The 19,050-nt window shown below is 58.1% G+C and carries 12 protein-coding genes; all 12 read left to right on the top strand.

Features of this window, described 5'->3' with window-relative positions; all coding sequences use genetic code 11:
* The first annotated feature begins 1 nt into the window (after position 1).
* The 12 genes from AC15MQ_RS10520 (at position 2) to AC15MQ_RS10465 (ending at position 19,043) form a co-directional block, all read left to right on the top strand.
* The gene (locus AC15MQ_RS10520; protein WP_483080083.1) at positions 2 to 532 is read left to right on the top strand and encodes a hypothetical protein; all 531 of its coding nucleotides are present in this window, start codon (positions 2 to 4) and stop codon (positions 530 to 532) included.
* A 16-nt stretch (positions 533 to 548) separates the two neighbouring features.
* Positions 549 to 866, top strand: coding sequence for a hypothetical protein (locus tag AC15MQ_RS10515; RefSeq protein ID WP_483080082.1), 318 nt, complete (start codon positions 549 to 551; stop codon positions 864 to 866).
* A gap of 585 nt (positions 867 to 1,451) precedes the next feature.
* Positions 1,452 to 2,084, top strand: a complete 633-nt coding sequence (locus AC15MQ_RS10510; protein ID WP_483080081.1) for a hypothetical protein — start codon at positions 1,452 to 1,454, stop codon at positions 2,082 to 2,084.
* Between the two features lie 552 nt (positions 2,085 to 2,636).
* On the top strand, positions 2,637 to 4,808 hold the full coding sequence (locus tag AC15MQ_RS10505) for a vWA domain-containing protein (protein WP_483080080.1): 2,172 nt from the start codon (positions 2,637 to 2,639) through the stop codon (positions 4,806 to 4,808).
* Positions 4,809 to 4,846: 38 nt separating this feature from the next.
* Entirely contained in the window at positions 4,847 to 8,263 is a 3,417-nt protein-coding gene (locus AC15MQ_RS10500) for a tubulin-like doman-containing protein (protein ID WP_483080079.1), read from the top strand.
* A gap of 15 nt (positions 8,264 to 8,278) precedes the next feature.
* A complete protein-coding gene (locus tag AC15MQ_RS10495; protein ID WP_483080078.1) occupies positions 8,279 to 10,459 on the top strand; it encodes a hypothetical protein in 2,181 nt (726 codons plus the stop codon).
* Complete coding sequence (locus tag AC15MQ_RS10490; protein ID WP_483080077.1) at positions 10,456 to 13,662, top strand: hypothetical protein; 3,207 nt, start codon at positions 10,456 to 10,458, stop codon at positions 13,660 to 13,662. Before AC15MQ_RS10495 ends, AC15MQ_RS10490 begins: the two co-directional genes overlap by 4 nt.
* Before the next feature lie 2 nt (positions 13,663 to 13,664).
* A complete protein-coding gene (locus tag AC15MQ_RS10485; RefSeq protein ID WP_483080076.1) occupies positions 13,665 to 14,393 on the top strand; it encodes a hypothetical protein in 729 nt (242 codons plus the stop codon).
* Between the two features lie 85 nt (positions 14,394 to 14,478).
* Positions 14,479 to 15,069 carry a DUF350 domain-containing protein gene (locus tag AC15MQ_RS10480; RefSeq protein WP_483080075.1) on the top strand — a complete coding sequence of 197 codons (591 nt, stop codon included), beginning with the start codon at positions 14,479 to 14,481 and terminating at the stop codon, positions 15,067 to 15,069.
* A gap of 40 nt (positions 15,070 to 15,109) precedes the next feature.
* On the top strand, positions 15,110 to 16,639 hold the full coding sequence (locus tag AC15MQ_RS10475) for a hypothetical protein (RefSeq protein ID WP_483080074.1): 1,530 nt from the start codon (positions 15,110 to 15,112) through the stop codon (positions 16,637 to 16,639).
* A 104-nt stretch (positions 16,640 to 16,743) separates the two neighbouring features.
* Positions 16,744 to 17,163, top strand: a complete 420-nt coding sequence (locus AC15MQ_RS10470; protein WP_483080073.1) for a PGDYG domain-containing protein — start codon at positions 16,744 to 16,746, stop codon at positions 17,161 to 17,163.
* Positions 17,160 to 19,043, top strand: a complete 1,884-nt coding sequence (locus AC15MQ_RS10465; protein ID WP_483080072.1) for a potassium channel family protein — start codon at positions 17,160 to 17,162, stop codon at positions 19,041 to 19,043. The genes AC15MQ_RS10470 and AC15MQ_RS10465 overlap by 4 nt, the downstream gene beginning before the upstream one ends.
* Positions 19,044 to 19,050 lie beyond the last annotated feature (7 nt).

Genomic DNA, 19,050 nt, shown 5'->3' with positions numbered 1-19,050 from the left:
CATGGCGGGACACCGGCGTACCCTGGGCCCGCACCTGGAACGTGCGCGTTTTGCTCGCAAACACGCCGCAAGGGTCACGGCACTCAAACACCGCGCCAAGGGCACAGCCAAGGACGCAGCGCTGAAGATTGGCGAGGCATTGCTGGAGAGTGTCCCCGGCGTCGGGCTTGGAAAGAACCTCATCGAGGTCGGCATCGGTGTGTTCAAGACGGGTCGTGATCATCTTGCAGCGATTGAGCAGAATGAACAGTTCAGGCAGAAAAACATCGCGGATCTGGTCGAGCAACGCAGGCACGATATCTACCAGCGCACTCTGGACGAACTGTCCGGGCTGCTGCGACCGACCGACCAGCTCGTCCGACTACCGGCGGTGGTCTTCTGCGCCGACGCGCAGTTCGCCCGCGACGGGGGCGACGAAGGGGCGCTGTTCTTCCTCGAACAGCTTTGGCAGAGGGCCACGGCGGAGCAGTGGCAGATGCTGTTGGTTGCCACTCACCAGTGCGTGCAGCCGTGGCGAAAACAAAGGCGCTGAGGAGTATGCAGCATCGGTGGTCGAGACCGTTCGCAAGACGCGAGAGCAGGCATCCAATTACGTTGGTTATTCTCAGCTTATCAAACAGTTGGCAGCCGCCAGGCAGCACGTGAAGAGAACCGTCTCGCAAGCGACTAGTGACAAGCTGAGGGCGGAACTTGTCACAACCGCTCGTGATGGCCTCTTGAAGGGCCTTGAGAAGAATGCCGAGAGGATGGAGACGGTAGCAGCAACACTCGGTGAGGCCGGGCTAGACGCCGAAGCCAAGGAGTTTCGGAACAAGGCGCGTGCCATTCGAGAGCGCAAATCTGGCACGGACACCTCCGCACCTTGAGGTCTCTTCGGATCATGCCGCTATCTATAGGGGAGGCAGGGGCGACGCAGGGAAGTAACCGATGAATGCACGAGACCTCCAGCGAATGAGTATACGAAGAAGAATAGGCTTTTGGCGGTTATATCCGCGCTTGCCGCACGCAAGCGCGACAGCGCTCTCGTCATGCCGCGGCCGCAGGGTCGAAGCGCGCAGAATCAATCTGGTTGACGAGACGGCGTTGCGCCGTTTAAGTGGCCGGCGATGTCTTGACGCCCGCCCGCCTCAAGTGCAAGCCATCGCTGCCGATATGATCTAAGGGAATGGAGATTGGGCGGTGCCTGCTGCGCTTCCGTTGGTGCCGCACAGGGTGGCTTCTTGATCGCGCCGGGGGATCTCGCCGGCTTTGGAGGCAGGCGCGTTTGCCTGACAACCGCAAGTCGGTCGAGGATTTACTGAGCGATCCCGAACAAGAGTCTTCAAGGAGGGTGCTCGATCCATCCTGTTTGGTGCCATGAGGGACGCAGAAAGAAAGATGGTAGCTCACGTGACGGCCACTTGCCCGGCCAATACAGCGATCACCATGAAAGCACAAGGAATACAGGAACCATGACTCCAGGGAATCCACAGAACCCCATGCAACCGATGTTCAGGCTGGACAATCCCGACGCGAGTCTGAACAACCCGTACCGGACACGCATTCCGCCGACGCCACGGCCGCCGGGCAACGTTCCCTACGTGGTCGATAACCTCTGGGAGTGGGCGCGGCCGGAAGGGTTCCCAAGCCGACGGCAGTGCGTTTGCGCGAGCCCCACTCCAGCGTTGGCTCAACAATATGGCGGTACGGCGGCCGGCCGTGTTTACGAAGTTCGGCAGTTGGTCGGCGCGCGCGTCGCTCAGTTGGAGCTTCCGGACGCCAAGCTCCATGCCGATGCCCGGAGCCTGCACAAGACGCTGCTACAGCTGCTCGGCGGCAGCAGCTTTCTCACCGGAACCTGGGCAGCGCGACAGGCCCTCGCACCACTCTGGATGCCCTGCCTCACGCGTGACGAAGTCGAAGCCTTGTTTGCGACCGAACCAGCGCTCGCGGCCATCAAGACCCGTCTCATGGACCAGATCGGTTTCTGGAAAGACGTGCGACTGGTTTCCTTAAGCAGCCCCTGGCCGTTCCCGCAAGGGGAGATCTTCTTCGAAGCGCAGAGTTGGCACCTCGTATTAGTGGCGTCTGGGGTGGGATCTTGATCCTGGAAACTGCAGTTGCGGCCAGGGGTTCTTCAAGGCTGCCCTTTTTTGCGTGGCGATCGGCCAACGAGATGAGTGAGCTGCGCTTGATGCACAAGCCGGTCGACGACGGTCAGTGTCAAGTGCCCCAGACGCAGCCTGGCTTTGGGCAAGCGACTTTGTCTAATGTTCCCCAGCTTGATGCCGCTACCAAGAACACAGGTGCGCAAGCGCTCGAACGGGCTGCGATGTGAGGGTCGCTTCGTAGAATGAGAGGGGGATCATGGCGACGCAGTTTCTGGCTCCTTGGCAGCCGCGCTTCGGCCTTGGCCGCTGGCATGACGCGGTGTGTCACCGGGCGACCTCAGTCGTCGCACATCGCGTCGGACAGGTTCCGGACTGCTCCAGGCCGCCGCACTGGCCTGTCACAGACAAACCACAACACCGCCAGGCTTGGCGGGGCTTCGCCTGCCTTTTCGCCCAGCCGAGACGCGGTGCGATGCCGCGCCCCAAGCACGCGCCGGCGCTTCTTCGGCACAAACGAAAGTCAATGATCGCCACCGGAGCCGAACGATGAGACACCCGAAAGTCGCTGACCCGTCCCATGATGCTCGCTTCCCGAGCCACCTCTACCGGCTGGTGATTTTTCTGATTTCGCTCACTTTGCCCAGCGTCGCGTTGGGCAAAGTGATCGCGCTGGTGTTCGACGACTCCGGGTCGATGTTGAATCGCGACGGGCGCTTGGGCTACGCCAGCTACTCGCTGCAAACCATTCGCGCCCTGCTCCCCAAGGCAGACACCTTGAATGTCTTCTATCTGAACCAGTCGACAACTCTCAACCTGGGCAAGGACTCACCTGCATCCGAGGTGAAGACCATTCGCGCTCGGAGCCAGGTGAAGAACGGACAAGGCACACCTTACTCTGCCGTGCCGCGGGCGGTCGAATTCCTGAAGCAGAGCAGTGATCCCGATCGTTGGTTGGTCGTCGTCACGGACGGAGCGTTTGCTCGCCAGAGCGTGCCGCCGAATATGAATGAGCATGTCCGCGCCGTCAAGGCGGACATGCCCGACTTGAAAGTGGTTTTCCTCCGGATCGGCGGGAAGGACGACGATGTCAACAAGGAGGTGGCAGAATTTGCCCTGGTCAGCGAACCCTGGAAATCCTTGGCCGGCGCCGAAATCATCGAGGTCAAGGGAGCCGACCAGATCATCCCAGCGATGTCCGAGATCGCTTTTTCAATTACCTCCCTGGCCGGTGACATCGGCAAGGCCAGCGATCATGCTGGGAAAAAGGAATTGTCATTCACGCCTGACTTTCCCATTCGCCGACTGGTCGTCTTTCAGCAAGCGCCCGACCAGAAACAGGTGAGAACTCTGGTCCAGGCTACCACCAACAGCGGCACTGTCGCAACGATCGACGCGCCGATCCAGACCGACACTCCGATGGGGCAAGCACCGGCAGCGAACGTCTTCGGCAGTGTCTCCCACGTCAGTGCGAAAGACGGATCGCTGATTCCTGCCGGAACGCCCATCCGACTGGTGTTCGACCGCGAGTTTTCCAGGAACGTGGGCGTCCAGATCTTCCCGGAAGTCGATGTGGACCTGGACCTTTCGGTATTCAACCAGCGTGGTGAACCGGTCAAGCCCGAAAAGGGAGTATTCAAAATCTGCAAGGGAGAGTCCGGACGCCTGGTCGCCAAATACGTTCTTCCCAACACGGTGAGTGGAGTGCTCGGGCAGATCGACAAGGCCGACGCCAGCCTGCAGTTCGGCAAAGACAAGCTGACGCCAAAGCTGGCAAACTCGGAATATAGCCACCGCTTTCAAGCCCCGAATGTACCGATCGCCTTCCGGTTCCGGACCGAGGTCAAAGGCTACTTTCGCCTGCAGCGCAATGGCGAGATCCGCGGGGTCGAGTGCGTTCCCCGCATGATCACGCTGGCCACCGGGCCGGCAGACAGCAAGCCTCGCGACATATCCGAGCCGTGGACGACACCCGTCACCGAGCTCGACAAGGCCACCCCGCTCGACGTCATCCCGCTGGTGGACGGCAAGCCAGTCAGCGCCGAAGAGTTCAAGTCCTGGGAGGGGGCGTTCGTCTCCGACGCCGGCCCGATCGACGTCGAGCGGATCGGCAACGGCTGGCGTATCCGACCCAAGCTGCGCCTGGGATCGCCCGCCTTTACCCCAGTTGGCGAATGGCGCATTCATGTCAAGATCGACAGCAAGCGGGAACTGGATACCAACAGGATTCCCGACACCATCAGCCTGCAGGTCGCTGACCCCGGCCTTCTGAGGCGATTCGGCCCCCTGATTCTGAAGGTGCTGGCCAGTCTGCTGACCGCGGCCTATGTGCTTGGCTTGATCAGAAAACCCCGTTTCCCGAAGCGCGCGACGGTCACGCGGAAAACGCACGACTCGAACACCAGGGAGGCGATCCACGACTATGGGAAGACCCTCCTGCGGGACAAGGTTGCAAAGCTCGAGTGGCTGATTCCGTACAAGCCCGAGCAGGTATCCATTGGGGAGCTCTCATTCCGCGCAAGAAGCAGAGTCGCCATTGAGCTGGGCAAGCGGCTCGAGGGGATGACGATCGACGCAGATCCGGGGAGTCCCCAGCCGACAAAGAGGAGGGTCCTTATCCACAACGGCGCAAGGATTGAGTATCCGTTGCAGGGAAGCAAGACAATGCTGGTTGTTTTCTATGCAGCCGGGGTACCCAGGGCTGATGAGAACGCTTTCTGAGTCTCCAGTCGTTATAAATATTCTTGAGGAGCAAGCACATGAGTGAGCCAAACACATTCAACCCAACCTTGTTGGTCGGCGTGGGTGGCAGAGGATCAGCCATCGTCGACATGATCTACAAGATGATCCCGCCGGAACAGCGGCGGTTCGTCAAGATCCATGCCTTCGACACCAATGTCAATGATCTGAGAGAACTCGGATTGTCAAGGGATGACCAGACCCAGACCTCGACAACCGACATTGTCAGCAACTATCTAAGTAGAAAACCGCGAGCAAATGAGCCCTGGCAGCCGCACTTCCCCTGGTTTCCCCAGAATCCGCCTCCCGAAATTCTGAACAGAACCCTGACCGAAGGTGCTGGCCAAGTCCGCTTCCTCTCCCGACTTGCCTTTCGAGCGGCCATTGAAGCGGGAAAAATGGAAGCCCTGCGCGCCAAGGTTCGTTCGCTTTACGAGGCCAGCGGCGCTTCTTACCAAACCAAGCCGCGCGTCTTCATCGTTTCAACGATTGCCGGCGGAACCGGTTCCGGGATCTTCGTTCAAGTGGCGCTGCTCCTAAGGAGCTATTTTCGGGAGTTGCTGCAGGACAAGGGGGTGGGGGTTCTCATCAAGGGCGCTTTCGTGCTGCCAGACGTTCTGATAGATACCCACGTGATTTCGGATAGCCGCCAACACCAGAATATTCGGGCCAACGCCTATGCGGCGCTGAAGGAGCTGGACGCGATTACGAAAATGTCCCGGGGCGATAAGTTTCGAGGCTACCGGAACATCGAGCTGGAATATTGCCCGGGACAAATCAACAACCAGGGCGAGGTCAGCAGCGTTTTGCCGCTGAATCTCTATCCTTACGATTTCAGTTTCCTTTTCGAGTCATCGACCTGCGAGGGTGGAGTATACAGCGATTCCGCAATTTACGAGCGTCAGGTCGCCCGTTCGGTACACACGCAGTTATTCAGCCCGATTGCCGCCAATACCTATTCTGAAGAAGACAATCAGATTCTGAATCTGATCGAATCCGCGGGCGACAACCGTTACTGCGGCGCTGGTGTCTCGTCGCTGGAGTATCCGTACTCTGACCTTCTCGAATACTGCGCCACGCGCTGGGTTGCCGACCAGCTTTCTGACAGGTGGTTGCAGATCGATCGCGAATACAAAATGGAGGTCCTGCAACACGAGCGCGACGAGGCGGCGGGGATCAAGCGAGGTGCCGTTCCGGACAAGGGGGAGCGCTACCTTGACATGTTTAGAGACCTCGGCGGAAACGACGAGAACCGATTCTTCTCCGAGATTCATGCGACTCTCTTCGAGGCGCTCCCGGAGGGTAGGCGGGGCGCCCCCAAGGCAGAAGGGTTCGTCAAAGCGTTGCGCCAATACCTCGACGGTGAGGGAGACAAACACTTGAATGCGGCGCACAGCGCCTGCGCACTCAGAGACGATGGTGCCATGTTCACGAAGCGTGGGCAGGATGATTGTCAGGACGCCAGAGGCGAAGTTGCTCGAGTTGAGAAGGCCCTCGCTACTCTGCAGAACCAGACGGAATCGTTCATCGATGAGCAATGGCGTTCTTATGAGCGCGAGATCATCCTTCGCGACGCGATGGACGCGCCGAAACTGAGGTCTGACCGCCGACAACGCATCAACACCTGGATGCTCAACGACGACCAAAGCGCGCTTCACCCCCTGGCTGCACGCGCTTTCCTGTATTGGGCGAAGCAGATCATCGACAAAGATCAGAAGGCAGCGGACGTCGAGGCCACGAAGGCTTTGTCGGCCATTGGGCACGTCTGCAAGGAATTTGATCTTCCCGAAACCGATATCGTGGAGGATGCATCCGCAAGGCTTTCTGACGATCTCGCCCAGCCATTCTACAAACGAATCTTCGGCGACAAATTCAAGGAGTTCGGCGACCTTTATATTGTCAATGCAACGCGCCGTCTCGAACTACTGGTTTTGTATCGGAAAGCGAAACTGGTCGCTCTGGTTTATAAGGCGCTTTCCGCACACGTCGGGAAGTTGATCAAGCTTTGGGAAGCGCTGTTTGCGCAACTGGAAGACGTTTCTCGGGAGATGAAAGCGCGCGTCAAAGCGATGGCCGTTGAGCACGAACAATCGACGGACCCGACGACGCAGTATGTGTTGGCCAGTCGCCGCCTGAAAGAAGCGCTCTGGGACGACGTTCGCCCGGCGCTCGGCCTCAAGGGCATGCCTCCCGGAGTGAACCGACGTCTCGCCGAAGCGATCTATCTGCAGTTCGCTGCCAAGGAGCTCGGTGTCGGCGTGATCAAGGCGAACACCGATGGCAGCCGCCTGGCGGAAGACGAACTCGACAGAGGATCGGTGGAGTGGTGCCGCAACAAACTGCACGAGGACGGGTTGTTGAATTTCGACGTGATCAAGGCCATGCGCAAGGAAGCAGCTCTTTTACAGGAGAACGAAGGCGACTCCATAACGTTGCGTATCGCGCAAGTCGATCGGCTGGCACAACCGCTGATTCCCATGACAACAGATCATTGGCTTGTGAAATGGGGGCTGAACGACGAGGTTGCGAGGACCATTCCTGCTGCCGATCAAAGCAAGTGGTTTAAAGAGAGCAAAGGGGTCGTGGCAAATGGCGGCTTTTCGCCCTATGTCATCACGCGCTATCGTGCCAATTACGGCCTGACCTCCTCCGACTTCCTCAAGTTCAAGGCACCAAGCGGCCCCTATTTCATGGCCTATCGTGATCGGATCAAGGCGCTAACGCGCGCAGACGGGACGACAGTTACCCCGCATCTGGACGCTCGCTGGCACGCGTCGGCCTATATGCCTGACCCTAACAGGGAAGAGGCTGAGCGCGATCGCGGAAAGATTCGCAAGGCTTTTGTCCTCGGGCAGATCTACGGCTTAATCCGCAAGCTAAGGGAAGATGGCGTGGACCTGTGGTGTTTCACCCGGGCCGATGGAAAGACCGAATCGATCAAGATTGGCAACGAACAAGTGGATGGACGTAGCGCTTACAGGCTTTTCGAGGCGCTGGCCTTTGACCCCGGCGTTTGCGACCAGGCTTGCGAACAGGCCTTGCGGCTCCAAAAGAAGGAGATGGAGTCACCGGCGGTAATCGGGAGCGATGGCAGCAGCATCGATAAGCACACATTCTGCACGGGGGCACGCCGGTTCAACTTGATCGACGGCATCTTGTCGATGGCCCAGATAAATCGCAGCGCCGTCGACGCGAACAAGGTAAGTGACGCCACCACGGAGTTGTTGAAGGAGTTGTTCCAGGACGTTCTCAAGCACTATGCTGCAGCATTTGGCGCAGGGAAGGAACATTCCGCCAGGACAAACGCGATCAAGTTCGCGCAGGCCCTGATCAAGGAATCTCCGACCTGGTCTGGCGCCGACAAGGACAGCAGGGAGCTGGCCAACTGGACGGGTACATTCAAGGAAGTGTTTGGCGACGAGCCTTCGTTCGCCTGAGCATCGGGTCGAACCATGCCGAACCTCACGCTCTTCATCGACCTGACGCCAAAGCCCAAGATCAATGATAGCCCGGCGACGGCAGGTTATCTTGGCCAACGGCCATGGACGAACCTCTTTTTCTACGGCAAGGAAGCCGACGGGTGTCTCTTGCGAGAAAGCGCCCCGGAAACCGATGAGGATCTGAAGGCTCTGGGGCAGAGACTCAGCGAACGGCGGCTATCGAGGCCTTCTCTGCCACGGTGGACGCGCATCATCCTGCTGATTGATGACACGAGCAACACGGCGTGGCCACTCCGGATTCGTCTCGAGGTGATTCTTGAAAGCCTGCCTGGAGGGGCAACCAGGGTGCCGGTAGGCGTCATTCGTCTCAATGGAAGCGCCAGGAAGACCGCAGGAATCCCCGACGCGACGATAAAGTTCAACGAGCTTCCCGAGCCATTCATGACAAAGGCGAACGACTCGGGCAAGAGCTGGAGCGACTGGTTGCGAGTTGCGGACGTGGAAACGTCACAGATCTTCAACAAATGGAAGGACGATACTCGGCGACAGGTTTGCGAATTCGTCAACACCCGGGTCCAGGCGGAAGACGCTGCCGGCGGGAGAACGGAGACCATCGACCAGGCCAGCAACGTGACCGATCTTCGCCGGGCGAATCGCTATCACGAGAGGGTCAAGGCGGCTTGGAAAGGGGTTCGGGATGATTTTGCGTGCGGCGACGAAGCGCAACCTGCCACCGCAGGCGAGTCGCGGTTCCTGGGACGCCTCAAGCAATGCGACGACACCCGGAGGATTCCGCATATTGCCCAAGAGGTCTTTGACAAGTCCGTCAATTTTCATTTCGGCTTCGCTACCGGAGACCGGGCGCTCCATCTCATCGATCTGGCAGCCAGCGAGGAGCCTTCCCGAAAAGAGGAGGCGCTGTGCCTGGTCAAGCTCATCGAGCTTCTCGCTTCAGATGCTTTCTGGAAGGAATTTCTGGATAAAAACAGCCATCGCCGCCACGTGGCGGACGTGGAACTCGACCTCCATCAACTGTGGGCCGAGTTGGGCGCTTACCAGCACAGGGTGAGCGGGATGAGCGAACGACTCGCCGCTCGTCGCGGCGCTCTCGATAGGTCACGGCTTGATGTTGGATTCTGGTCAGCAGCAATAGCAGACAGGAACCTCCCGTTCGATGCTTCGGAGGTCGACGGCAATCTCCGGGAGGGGTTCCGCGATGGGCGGTTTCCGCTGCTTGCCAAGGTCAACAGGGATGCCGAGCAGTGTGATCCCATTCTTCAGGAACTGTCGGAGAAAGCGGCAGATCTTGCGAAGAAAGTCGACCAGACCTGCCGGGAACTCCAGTCAGACTTTGAGCAGCGCCTCAGCAAGATCACCCGGAGCGGCGAAGAGCAACTGGAGCCAACCGTTCTTCAGGAGCGCAGGGAAAAGTACGAAGAGGACTGGAGAGCGCAGCCGGAAGAGTCTGCCAAGGCGAGTCGGGGCAATTGGCCGATCGTCAAGGAGGAGATGCAAGCCAGAGTTTCCGAGCTTCGCCGGTGCCGCCCCCGACTCCCGCAGGTCATGTTTACCGTCGTTTCTGGAGTGGTCGTCCTGGCTCTTGGTCTTGTACCCGGACTGATTGGAGACGCGGGTGCAGGATGGGTCCATCTGGCAGCCGTTCCGGCGAGCGGATTTCTCCTGGCGCCCAGTCTGGTTTTTGCGCTGCTCTGGTGGCAACGCCACCACTATGTCTCGGCGCTTCGTTGCCAGGCGACGCGTTCATTCCATGACTTCCAAGAAAAGGAAAATGCCTATTTCAAGCGCTGGAAAGAGAGCGCCATTGCTGCGACAAAAAGACAGGAGGCAGCCAGGAACATCGAGGAGATCGATCGTGCTCTGGGCAGACGTCGTCAGGAGGACAAGCTTCTTGAATGGCACGTGCAGCAGCTTGCTGCGCATGCGGAGCTTGCCAACAGTGCTCTTTCCTTGATCGATTCAGGAGCTGCCGATCCCGTGACGGCGGAGTGGGCAGATGTCGCGAATTTCAATCTGACCAAGCCGCCCCAAAGCAATCCCCTCTATCGACTGCATTTGGGCCAGGTCAACGCCGAGGTGAGTGTCGTGTTTGGGGATGCCGGACAACGGAGGGTGAGGCTCGACGGAATCCAGGGCGTCAAGCGTTTCGAGCTGAGGGGCAGGAGAGAGCCGTGATCAGCCTGCAAGACCTGCCGCTCGTCGCCGCCCAGTTGTGGCCCCTGCTGATCGCCATTGGCCTGCTGTGGCTTCTCGCGCTGGGGCGCAGGTACCGCTACCAACTGTGGTTCCTGCCGATCACCGCGGGCATTTTCGTCGCGGCTTGTGGGTACGCCCTCACGCGTGCGTCAATGGCCAGTTCCGCGGGCTGGTTCTGGCCACAGGGGCCGGTACTCGGCAGCGCGCTCGACGCCTACGACCTCAACCTCGTTTTTCTCTTCCTCTTCCTGGTCGTCAAGGCCAGCTTCATCGGCACCTGGTTGATCGGCCGGTTCATCCGCCTGCTCTTGGCCAGGCGACGGAACGAGTCCTCGCTGATGGGCGATCCTCCTGGCGTCCTTGCCGACATCTTCTACAGGCAAGCCCCAAACTCTGGCGTGGTACTCCGGGGTGAGTGGGTTTTCCCGGCCAAGGTATTGCTCCTTTTCTCGGCAGTCGCTGGCTTGCTGTTGGTGGCACTTGGCCTCGCCGCACTGTACCCGACGACCCTGGGTCTGGAGGCGTTTCCTTCCCTGCCACTGATCGTCTTTCTCGAGCTTGCCTTCTTCCTTGGTGGACCCCGCCCGGTCGCGGCCCGGGCAGATGCCAGCGGGGCTGCCGCATCGGGAGAGAGTGAAGAAGACCTCGAAAAGCTTTGGGAAGAGTGCCAGAGACGGTGGTCCGAACAATGCCTGGTCGCCGGCCGCTTCCGGACTCCAAAAGATACGCGCGAACGCGTGTTGATGAGCAGGGTGGACGATTTGCTGAAACGTGGCAAATGCGTGATTCTTGAGCGTCCCGATTTCTCGCTCATCAGCAAGGCACTTGAACATCGCATCAATGGTCTTCTCACCGAGCGGAAGAAGGTACTGGTCCTCGCGGATGGCTACGACGCGCGCGACGAGGCGCAGGCATGGCTGAGCGCGGTCATTCCCAGCCTGTGGCAAGTTCACCGCTACGAAAGCAATGCCACCGGCGCGGATCTGCGCGAGGGGGTCAATCTGGCCGAGACCGGTGCGTTCATCGCCAGCTATGGCCGGGTGCCGGTTGCGACTGAGGGAACGGCCCTGGTCATTTTCCTGGGCGAGGCTCGACTGCTCGTCGAAGGAACTGCCGCCCAGTTCATCGACCAACTCTATGCCGCCAACGAGAAGTGTGGCATCCAGTATGTCATCGTTTCCGAAGCCCGCCACGGCCTCGAGTCCGCATTGAGAACCAATCTTCCCCGGTTTGCACGCGAACTGGCGCCGGCGCGCCGGTACCCAGAGACGTCGTTCTTCATCCTCTGGCGCCAGGAATCCGCTGCAGGGTTCCAGGACGCCTTGTTCCCGGGTTTCACCCACACTTTCCTGGGTGCCGAACCCATCCTCGCCGTCCCAGCGTGGCGTGATCGCATCGAGAATATCCGGTTTGCCGATTCCGGCGCCCTGCCGATCGACGAGTACACGGAAGAGATTGACAATCACCGGAATCACTTCGAAGGCGGCCCGATCAGCAACCGCGATCTTGAAGGCGCCCGGCCACTGAGCCAGAGCAGCCGCCGCTGGGGGGCTCCGTGGCAAACCCTTCGTGTGCCCAAGGCCTACGTTCTGGTTCGCGACTCCTACTTCAATCTGGCGCTTGCGCTGGATCGTTGGCTACCCGCGGCAGAAGACGCGGCCCTGGTTCATGTCGTCTCGCCGGCTTATCTGTTGCGCGACTATCTGGCCGACAATGTCGACTTCTTCCTGCTCACACCACTGCATCCCCTCGCACCGCGGGTCTCGGCTTCGGAGCCCTCGGTCGCGATGGAATTGCTTGAGATCCTGACGAGAGACAAAGAGGGCGCAAGGGAGAAAGACGTGTCGGCGCTGCTGAATCTGATCCCTGCGCCGGCTCGTTCCACGGAAAGCACGGCAGGGCGGCTCGACGACCTGTTTTCACGCGTTTTCGGAGTCCACCTGGCCGAAAACGATCTGCTCTCTATAGAGAGCAGTGACATCTTCACCGGCACGGAATTCCAAAGAGAGCAGCGTTTCACGATCCCGGCTTCAGTTAAGAAGTGCCTCCCGGACTGGACACCAAATTACACCATCGTCGATGGCTCAATCGCCAAGGAAGCGAAGGCCAAGCTCGGGGAGATCGCCGGCGAACACCTTGCGCAAACGCTTCTGCCCGGACAGATTCGGAGCTTCTGGAGAGAGTATTACACCTGTGCTCATGTTGACACCGGGAATCGTCGCGTCGTGGTCACGCACACCCTGATTGAAAGCGAACCGGTGTATCGATCGGTGATCGAACTCGAGGGAGTGAGGATCTCCTCAGCCGAGACAGCAAACCAATGCCTCTCGGCCCGAAAACGCGTCGGGCAATGGTGGCTGTGGGCAGATATTCACGCGTGTTCCCTGAAGGCCACTACCTGCGCCTACTTTGCATTCGCCAAATCGCTTGCGCCCGAATCCGTCCATACCAGGTTCGTTCGCTTTGATCCCCCGCCAAAGGGGCTGACACGGAACTACAGCGGCGATAGCGGGCGGGTACTGGCGATTCGCTTCGAGCCAACCGGGACGGGATCCCTTGGCGCTCGAACGATGTTCACACTGGCGACACTGATCAACGAGTTGATGCCCTCGATGTTCCCCGAAAGCCATCACCTGATCTTTGCCGTTGCCCCTGCGGGATTTGGAGATCAGGAGAACCGTGCCGACATGTGCGGCACTGTAAACCAATACTTGACTCGCTACCGCCTGAAGGAGGGGCTTCCGGGATACGAGTCTTCGCTACAGATCTTTGAAGACTCTGTCACGGACATCGGCATGCTGGAAGCCTTCCGCGATTCCATCGACTACGTCTTCGGTATTCTTCATGACTATCTGATATGGGTGACCGATGCGGAAGCGGCGGTCCGTTGCGAAGAAACCTGCAAGGTGCCAGATGCGCAGTGGCGGGGGGGCATCAACCCTGACGCGCGACTCGACTTCCTGAAGTACGGGAATCCCGAACTCAGCGCCCTGCTGGATCTCGACGGTCTCAAGGCCTTCTTTGCAACGCTCGGCTACGACAGGCGACGTGACACCCTGGCGGCTAAGCGGCAAGCCTTTCGGGCCAGAAGACGGCCCGACCCTGTCGTTTCGCTTGCAGCCACGCCCGCTGCCGAAGACCTGGCAGTCGAGGTTATACAAGCATCGGACGCCAGGAGCTGACAATGCCTTTGCTGACCCGCCAGTTCATCGAACTGCTCTCGAACTTCCCTCACAAACCGGATCTCATGGCAGCGCTTGCCGTGATTGTCGTGCTTGTCCTCGGTTTGTCCATCGACTCAAATCTACACTCGGTTCTGGCGAGTGCGGGGCTAAGTTATCTCGAAATACTCGCAATGGTCTGGTCGCTGGCATTGATTTACGGAATCATCCTGTCTTTCCGAGGCGATTTGTACGTGTTCCTTGACGACGAAACAACACCCGGCGTGACCGACATCTTCGCGACCATGGCACTGGTATTCGTCGTGCCGTTTTCTGTCGCGTTTCTGACCGCCTTTGCGACCCGCGTTTCAGTCGAAGTCCTGGAAGCGCTTGGCCTTGATTCGGTCGCCTCGGGCATCATCGGGCTGCAGCCGGATCTGATTGGCGCAATGGCTTTTCTTTCGTTCTGTTGCAGCATGATGGTCATGCTCGCTCGTTCGGTCGCTTACAACGACTGCGGTTCACTGGCCGTTCTTGCCGTTGTCGTGAAAGCGACTCTGGCATTGATTGCAATGTTGCTCACCATTGTTCTGCTCCAGGTAGCCACGGACCGGACCAGGCCATTCCGACAGCGTGCCATGGACACCCTCACGATTGGTCTGCAGTTGGTACTACTGGCCCAACTCCTGACTGCTCTCGTGCGAACGCCAGCACGCACGATCCCTGCTCTTTTGGAAAAACAGGAGCCGTGAGAGTCTCAACCAGGATTCGTTCCGGGGTCATCTGCGACTGCCTGGTTGTCCCTTGTTCTTGCGTTTCACCATGGAGTTCTCGCTCATGGACTACCAGATACTAGCCATCGCGACCTACGAGGTAATCATCTCCATGGCATGCGGCATGCTCACACTCTATGTCAGCCTGCGGATTATTGGTCGCACCTTGTTGCGAACGGCAAACGGCAGCCTGCTACAAGAGGCAAATACCGCGGCATCCCTTTTTGCCGCGATGATGATTCTGGCGGAACTGCTCATCGTCCGGCAGAGCATTCTCCCCGCAGTGGATGCGCTTCGCGCCATGGTGGCGGCCAATCATCAACTTACCGCGCTTATGGTCGCCACATCTTTGGGCTATTTTCTCACGTTCTACGTGATCAGTCTCGTGGTCAGCCTGACCTGCCTGTACCTTTCGATAATGATTTACATCAAAGCAACTCCAAAAATGGATGAACTGGAGGAGTTGCGTCGCAACAACCTATCGGTGGCAGTGTTGATGTCTGCCGTTGTCATCGGAATGGCGCTGTTCATTCAATCCCCAGTCGAGCGTCTCATTGGAAGTCTGGTGAATTACGAAGCGATAGGTCGTGTTGAACTGGCTCCATCCACTCCCGACCCGTCAGGAGCAAAGTTATACTACATGCCCAGAGAATAGCGCCGTGACTGCGTACAAACGCATGGCCTGGCCCAGCGCAATGCCTCTGATTGCAATCGCCGCCATCCTGCTCTGCTGCGCGGTATGGACTGTCAAACAACTGAACGAGCGCCTCTCGCCAATGCTCGCCTCAGCACCCCGAGGCTTCACCTCCTGGATTGCCGAACTGATAAGCGAGCGATTGTCTCCCATTCAGGCATCGGCACTTGGCGGTATGAAAGCGGAGAGCTACGTAAAGAACGATCATACCAACCAGACGATTCGGGTGGACCGCGGCCGTTATGTCTTCAGCTACGTATTCCGAGACCATAAGCAGCGCGACTGGAGGTGGGACTGGGCGTTCGAGCAAGCGCTGACGCGGCAGGACATCGATCGATTTGGCCTACCCGTGCGATACCGGCAAGCGGACCTGGAGCATAACCTTCGGGCAGGAATGGTTCGGCTGACGAACGGCACTGTAGATCCCGACTTCGCCGCCTTGATACCTTACTACAAACCCTATACACGCCATCTGTATGACATGGCGCGAGACGCCACGCGAAACGATAGCCGGGAAGAACTGGTTCGGTTCCTGCTGGCATTCGTACAGGACATACCCTATGGAATTCCTCCCGATACCGTCGGCAAGAAGATGATCCTGGGGATTCTGACCCCACCTCAGGTATTTGTGGAAGGATGGGGCGACTGCGATACGAAATCTCTTCTTCTGGCGACAATTCTTGCCCATGACACATCCATCGGCCTGCTGCTCATCTCGGTCCCCGGACACATGCTGGTCGCTATTGAAGGAATCCCTCGCCCTTATCAGCAGATAGTTCGCCATCGCGGCAAGACCTACCTCCTCGCAGAGCCAACGGGCCCTCGGCGCAGCGCAATTGGAGAGACGGCGATGCGCTACAACATTCAGAAGATCGAGCAAGCCCTGCCCCACGCTGGAAGCTCTTCGACAGCCAACCCAGTGGCTTCAGGGTCAGCCAAAAGCGCTCGGGTTCTTACTGGAAAGGCCGCAACTGTCGTTTCGGAGCGTGAAAGCCGGGGACTTCTCGACCTTAGACTGGCAACCGAACCAGGGCGTAAATTTGCCGCAACGCTTGCATTTGAAGGTCACTTCGCAGAGGATCGGGCGATAGCGCAACCGCTGCAAGGGGGAAGTACGCAGGTCCTCGCTCGTCTGACCAATCCAGGCGACTATACAGTCGAGATATTTATGGATAATCCTGGGCGGCCCCACGAATATCGTCATGTACTCTCTTACCCGTTTAGTCTGGCGAATGCAGCACCTGCATCGCCGCCATTTCCAAAGACTTACCAAAGCTTCCAGGATTCCCAAGCAACCTTGCAAAGCCCGCTTGATGGCCAGCTTAAACCGGGACAACGTGTACACTTTAGATTGTCAGTGCCCCACGCGGAAAAGGTTTTCATTCAGACAGGGGGGGCGTTCGTCGCACTGAACAAAGCGGAGCAGTCGTTCTCGGGGGATATTACGGTAAAGCGAGGCTACTTGCTGGTATTGGCTAATACCCCTGTTAAAGACGAGTTTAGATCACTTATGAAGTATCGTGTCGAGTAGGGACCGGGGAACCTTACCTCTGGTCGCACGGGAAATGATCGGCTGTATTTTCCACATTGATTTCCGAAATCCCACTCTTGCCATTTGCCAGAGGACATTGAACCATGCCGCCTTCCCGAAAATACCTCAAAATGCCGATACTCGCCGCTGTCGAGTTTTCTCAAGCGTGCGGCACTGTTGAAACCTTGGAAGGTACCGTTCGATATGAAGCCGGAGATGCGTTAATGACCGGTGTCGAGGGAGAGTGCTGGCCCATCGCCAGATCCCGATTCGAGAAAACCTACGAGCCCGTGTCGGAGTTACGCATGGGCGAAGATGGCCTCTACCGTAAGCACCCGATCGTGGTTGCCGCAGTTCAGACGGAGTCGGACATGGTAATCGCGCTGGATCTCCATAACACGGAACTCCTTGCCCGCCCGGGCGACTGGATCGTTACTGCGCCAGATGGGGAGCAATGGGTTGTCGCCCAGGAGATCTTTCTGAAGACCTATGTGCCAGTAGAGGAAGCTGAGGAGAAGCAATGAAGGGAGCGAAAATGCGGGGCGGGATGATCCTGGCAGGACTATTGTTGATCGGCATGGTCCTCGGCGTGTGGGGTTTGGTTGAGTCAGGAAAGCGCTTTCTCGATGCCTGCTATCTGACCATGCAGTTGATCACCCTTAATGCCGGGCTGGAAGACGGAGAAAAACCATGGCAACTCGAGATCGCCCGCTTTCTTCTGCCCGGAATCGGGGCCTACGTGGTTCTGGAGGGTATTTTTCTGCTCGCAGGGCGCCACTTGTCTGTCCTGAAGCTGGAGTTCCATACCAAAGACCACTACGTCATCTGCGGCCTCGGTGATCGAGGCATGGCTTTGGCGCGAGATCTCCTAAAAGGCGACAAACACGAACGGAGCAGGACGGTTGCCGCGATCGACATCGATCCAAGCAATCTCCATGCCATGTTGTTCATCGAGATGGGCGGCGTTTTTCTCGAGGGTGATGCACGCGAGCCATCCATCCTGAAACAGGCCCACATTCAGCGAGCTGCGCATCTGATTTTGCTGACGGGCACCGATGCCACCAACCTCTGCGTGCTTCGTCAGGTCGTCAAGCTCACAAAGGGTAAGCGAACAGAAAGCAGGGCATCTTCCTGCGTCCTGAAGTGTCATACACACCTTACCTCCCGAGAAAACAGGGCACTTTTCGATGCGGGTGGCGAGTTATTCCCGCCCATCCGGGATAGCATCGAAATGCATGTGTTCAATGTTTACGAGAACGCTGCAGTCGCGCTGTTCCAGGAACACATCTTGGGTGCGAATACGGATACCGTGACGCCAGGGGCTGCGCCGGTCAATGTGCTGATCGCTGGCTTCGGGCGCATGGGCGAAGCGGTCTTGCTGGAGGCCATGCAGCTAGGTCATTTCTGCAATCACGTGCCCCTATCACTCACGGTTTTCGATGACGATGCCCAGAGCGCGGAACGACACTTCTTTAAGCGCTACCGCGAGGTTCCTGAACACTTGGGCGACAAGGGGCTCAAACTTTGGAACCTGCGTTTTGTTGATACCCTTGGCCCTGATGCAGCAGGCCGTTTGGGTCATTACTCGGATATCCTCGCCTGCCATGATGACGAAGACGTCGCGCTCACTTGCATTAACAATCTGCGGGAGCGCTGGCAGTGCGAGGAGGACCGGCTATCCACGCGGTTTTTCCTCTACTCCTCCTGTGGCCAAGCTAGTTCCATCTCGGTTATCCACCCCTTCGGTGACTTCCGCCAAGTATGCAGATCGGAAAATGTTTTCCACAGTACTAGTGAAAGGATGGCGAAGGCCAGTCATGAGATGTACGCCTGGAAAAGGCTCAAGGACTGTCACGCCTCAGTTGGAAGCGACAGCCAGTCGGAAGCTGCCCTGGCGGAGCATGATCGCTCGGGACCGCCATCGGAAGAATTATCGTGGAATAGCTTGTCCCTGCTTAAGCAGGATTCCAATCGAACCGAAAAGCGGCATTATGGGATCAAACTGCACGCCCTTGGCTTGCGAATATCCAGCGAGCAAAATGAAGCCCCAGACTCTTCGCCGATATACTCCGGCGACTTCCCTTGGCTGCTCGATTTCAACTTCCAATATGCTCCGTTGCTATTGGCCAGCAGCCTGTCTTCGACCCATTTGAACACCAAAGAGCTGATCGATCGCATCCATCAATTGGCTAGGGCAGAACACAGCCGGTGGAATGCGTTTCATGTGCTCAATAACTACCATTATGGCAATAAGGATGAGTGCAAGCGGAGTCACGACTGTATGTTGTTCTGGGCAGAACTATCGGCAACCCGGCCCGAGGTGCTCAAGTGGGACTACAAGAATATTTATCAGATGGCCGATGTCTTGCGGTTGACAGGACAAGGAATATCGTCGATCTATTAAAGGGAAA

Source organism: Candidatus Accumulibacter propinquus (assembly GCF_056856495.1).
This window is presented reverse-complemented; position numbering and strand designations above follow the sequence as displayed.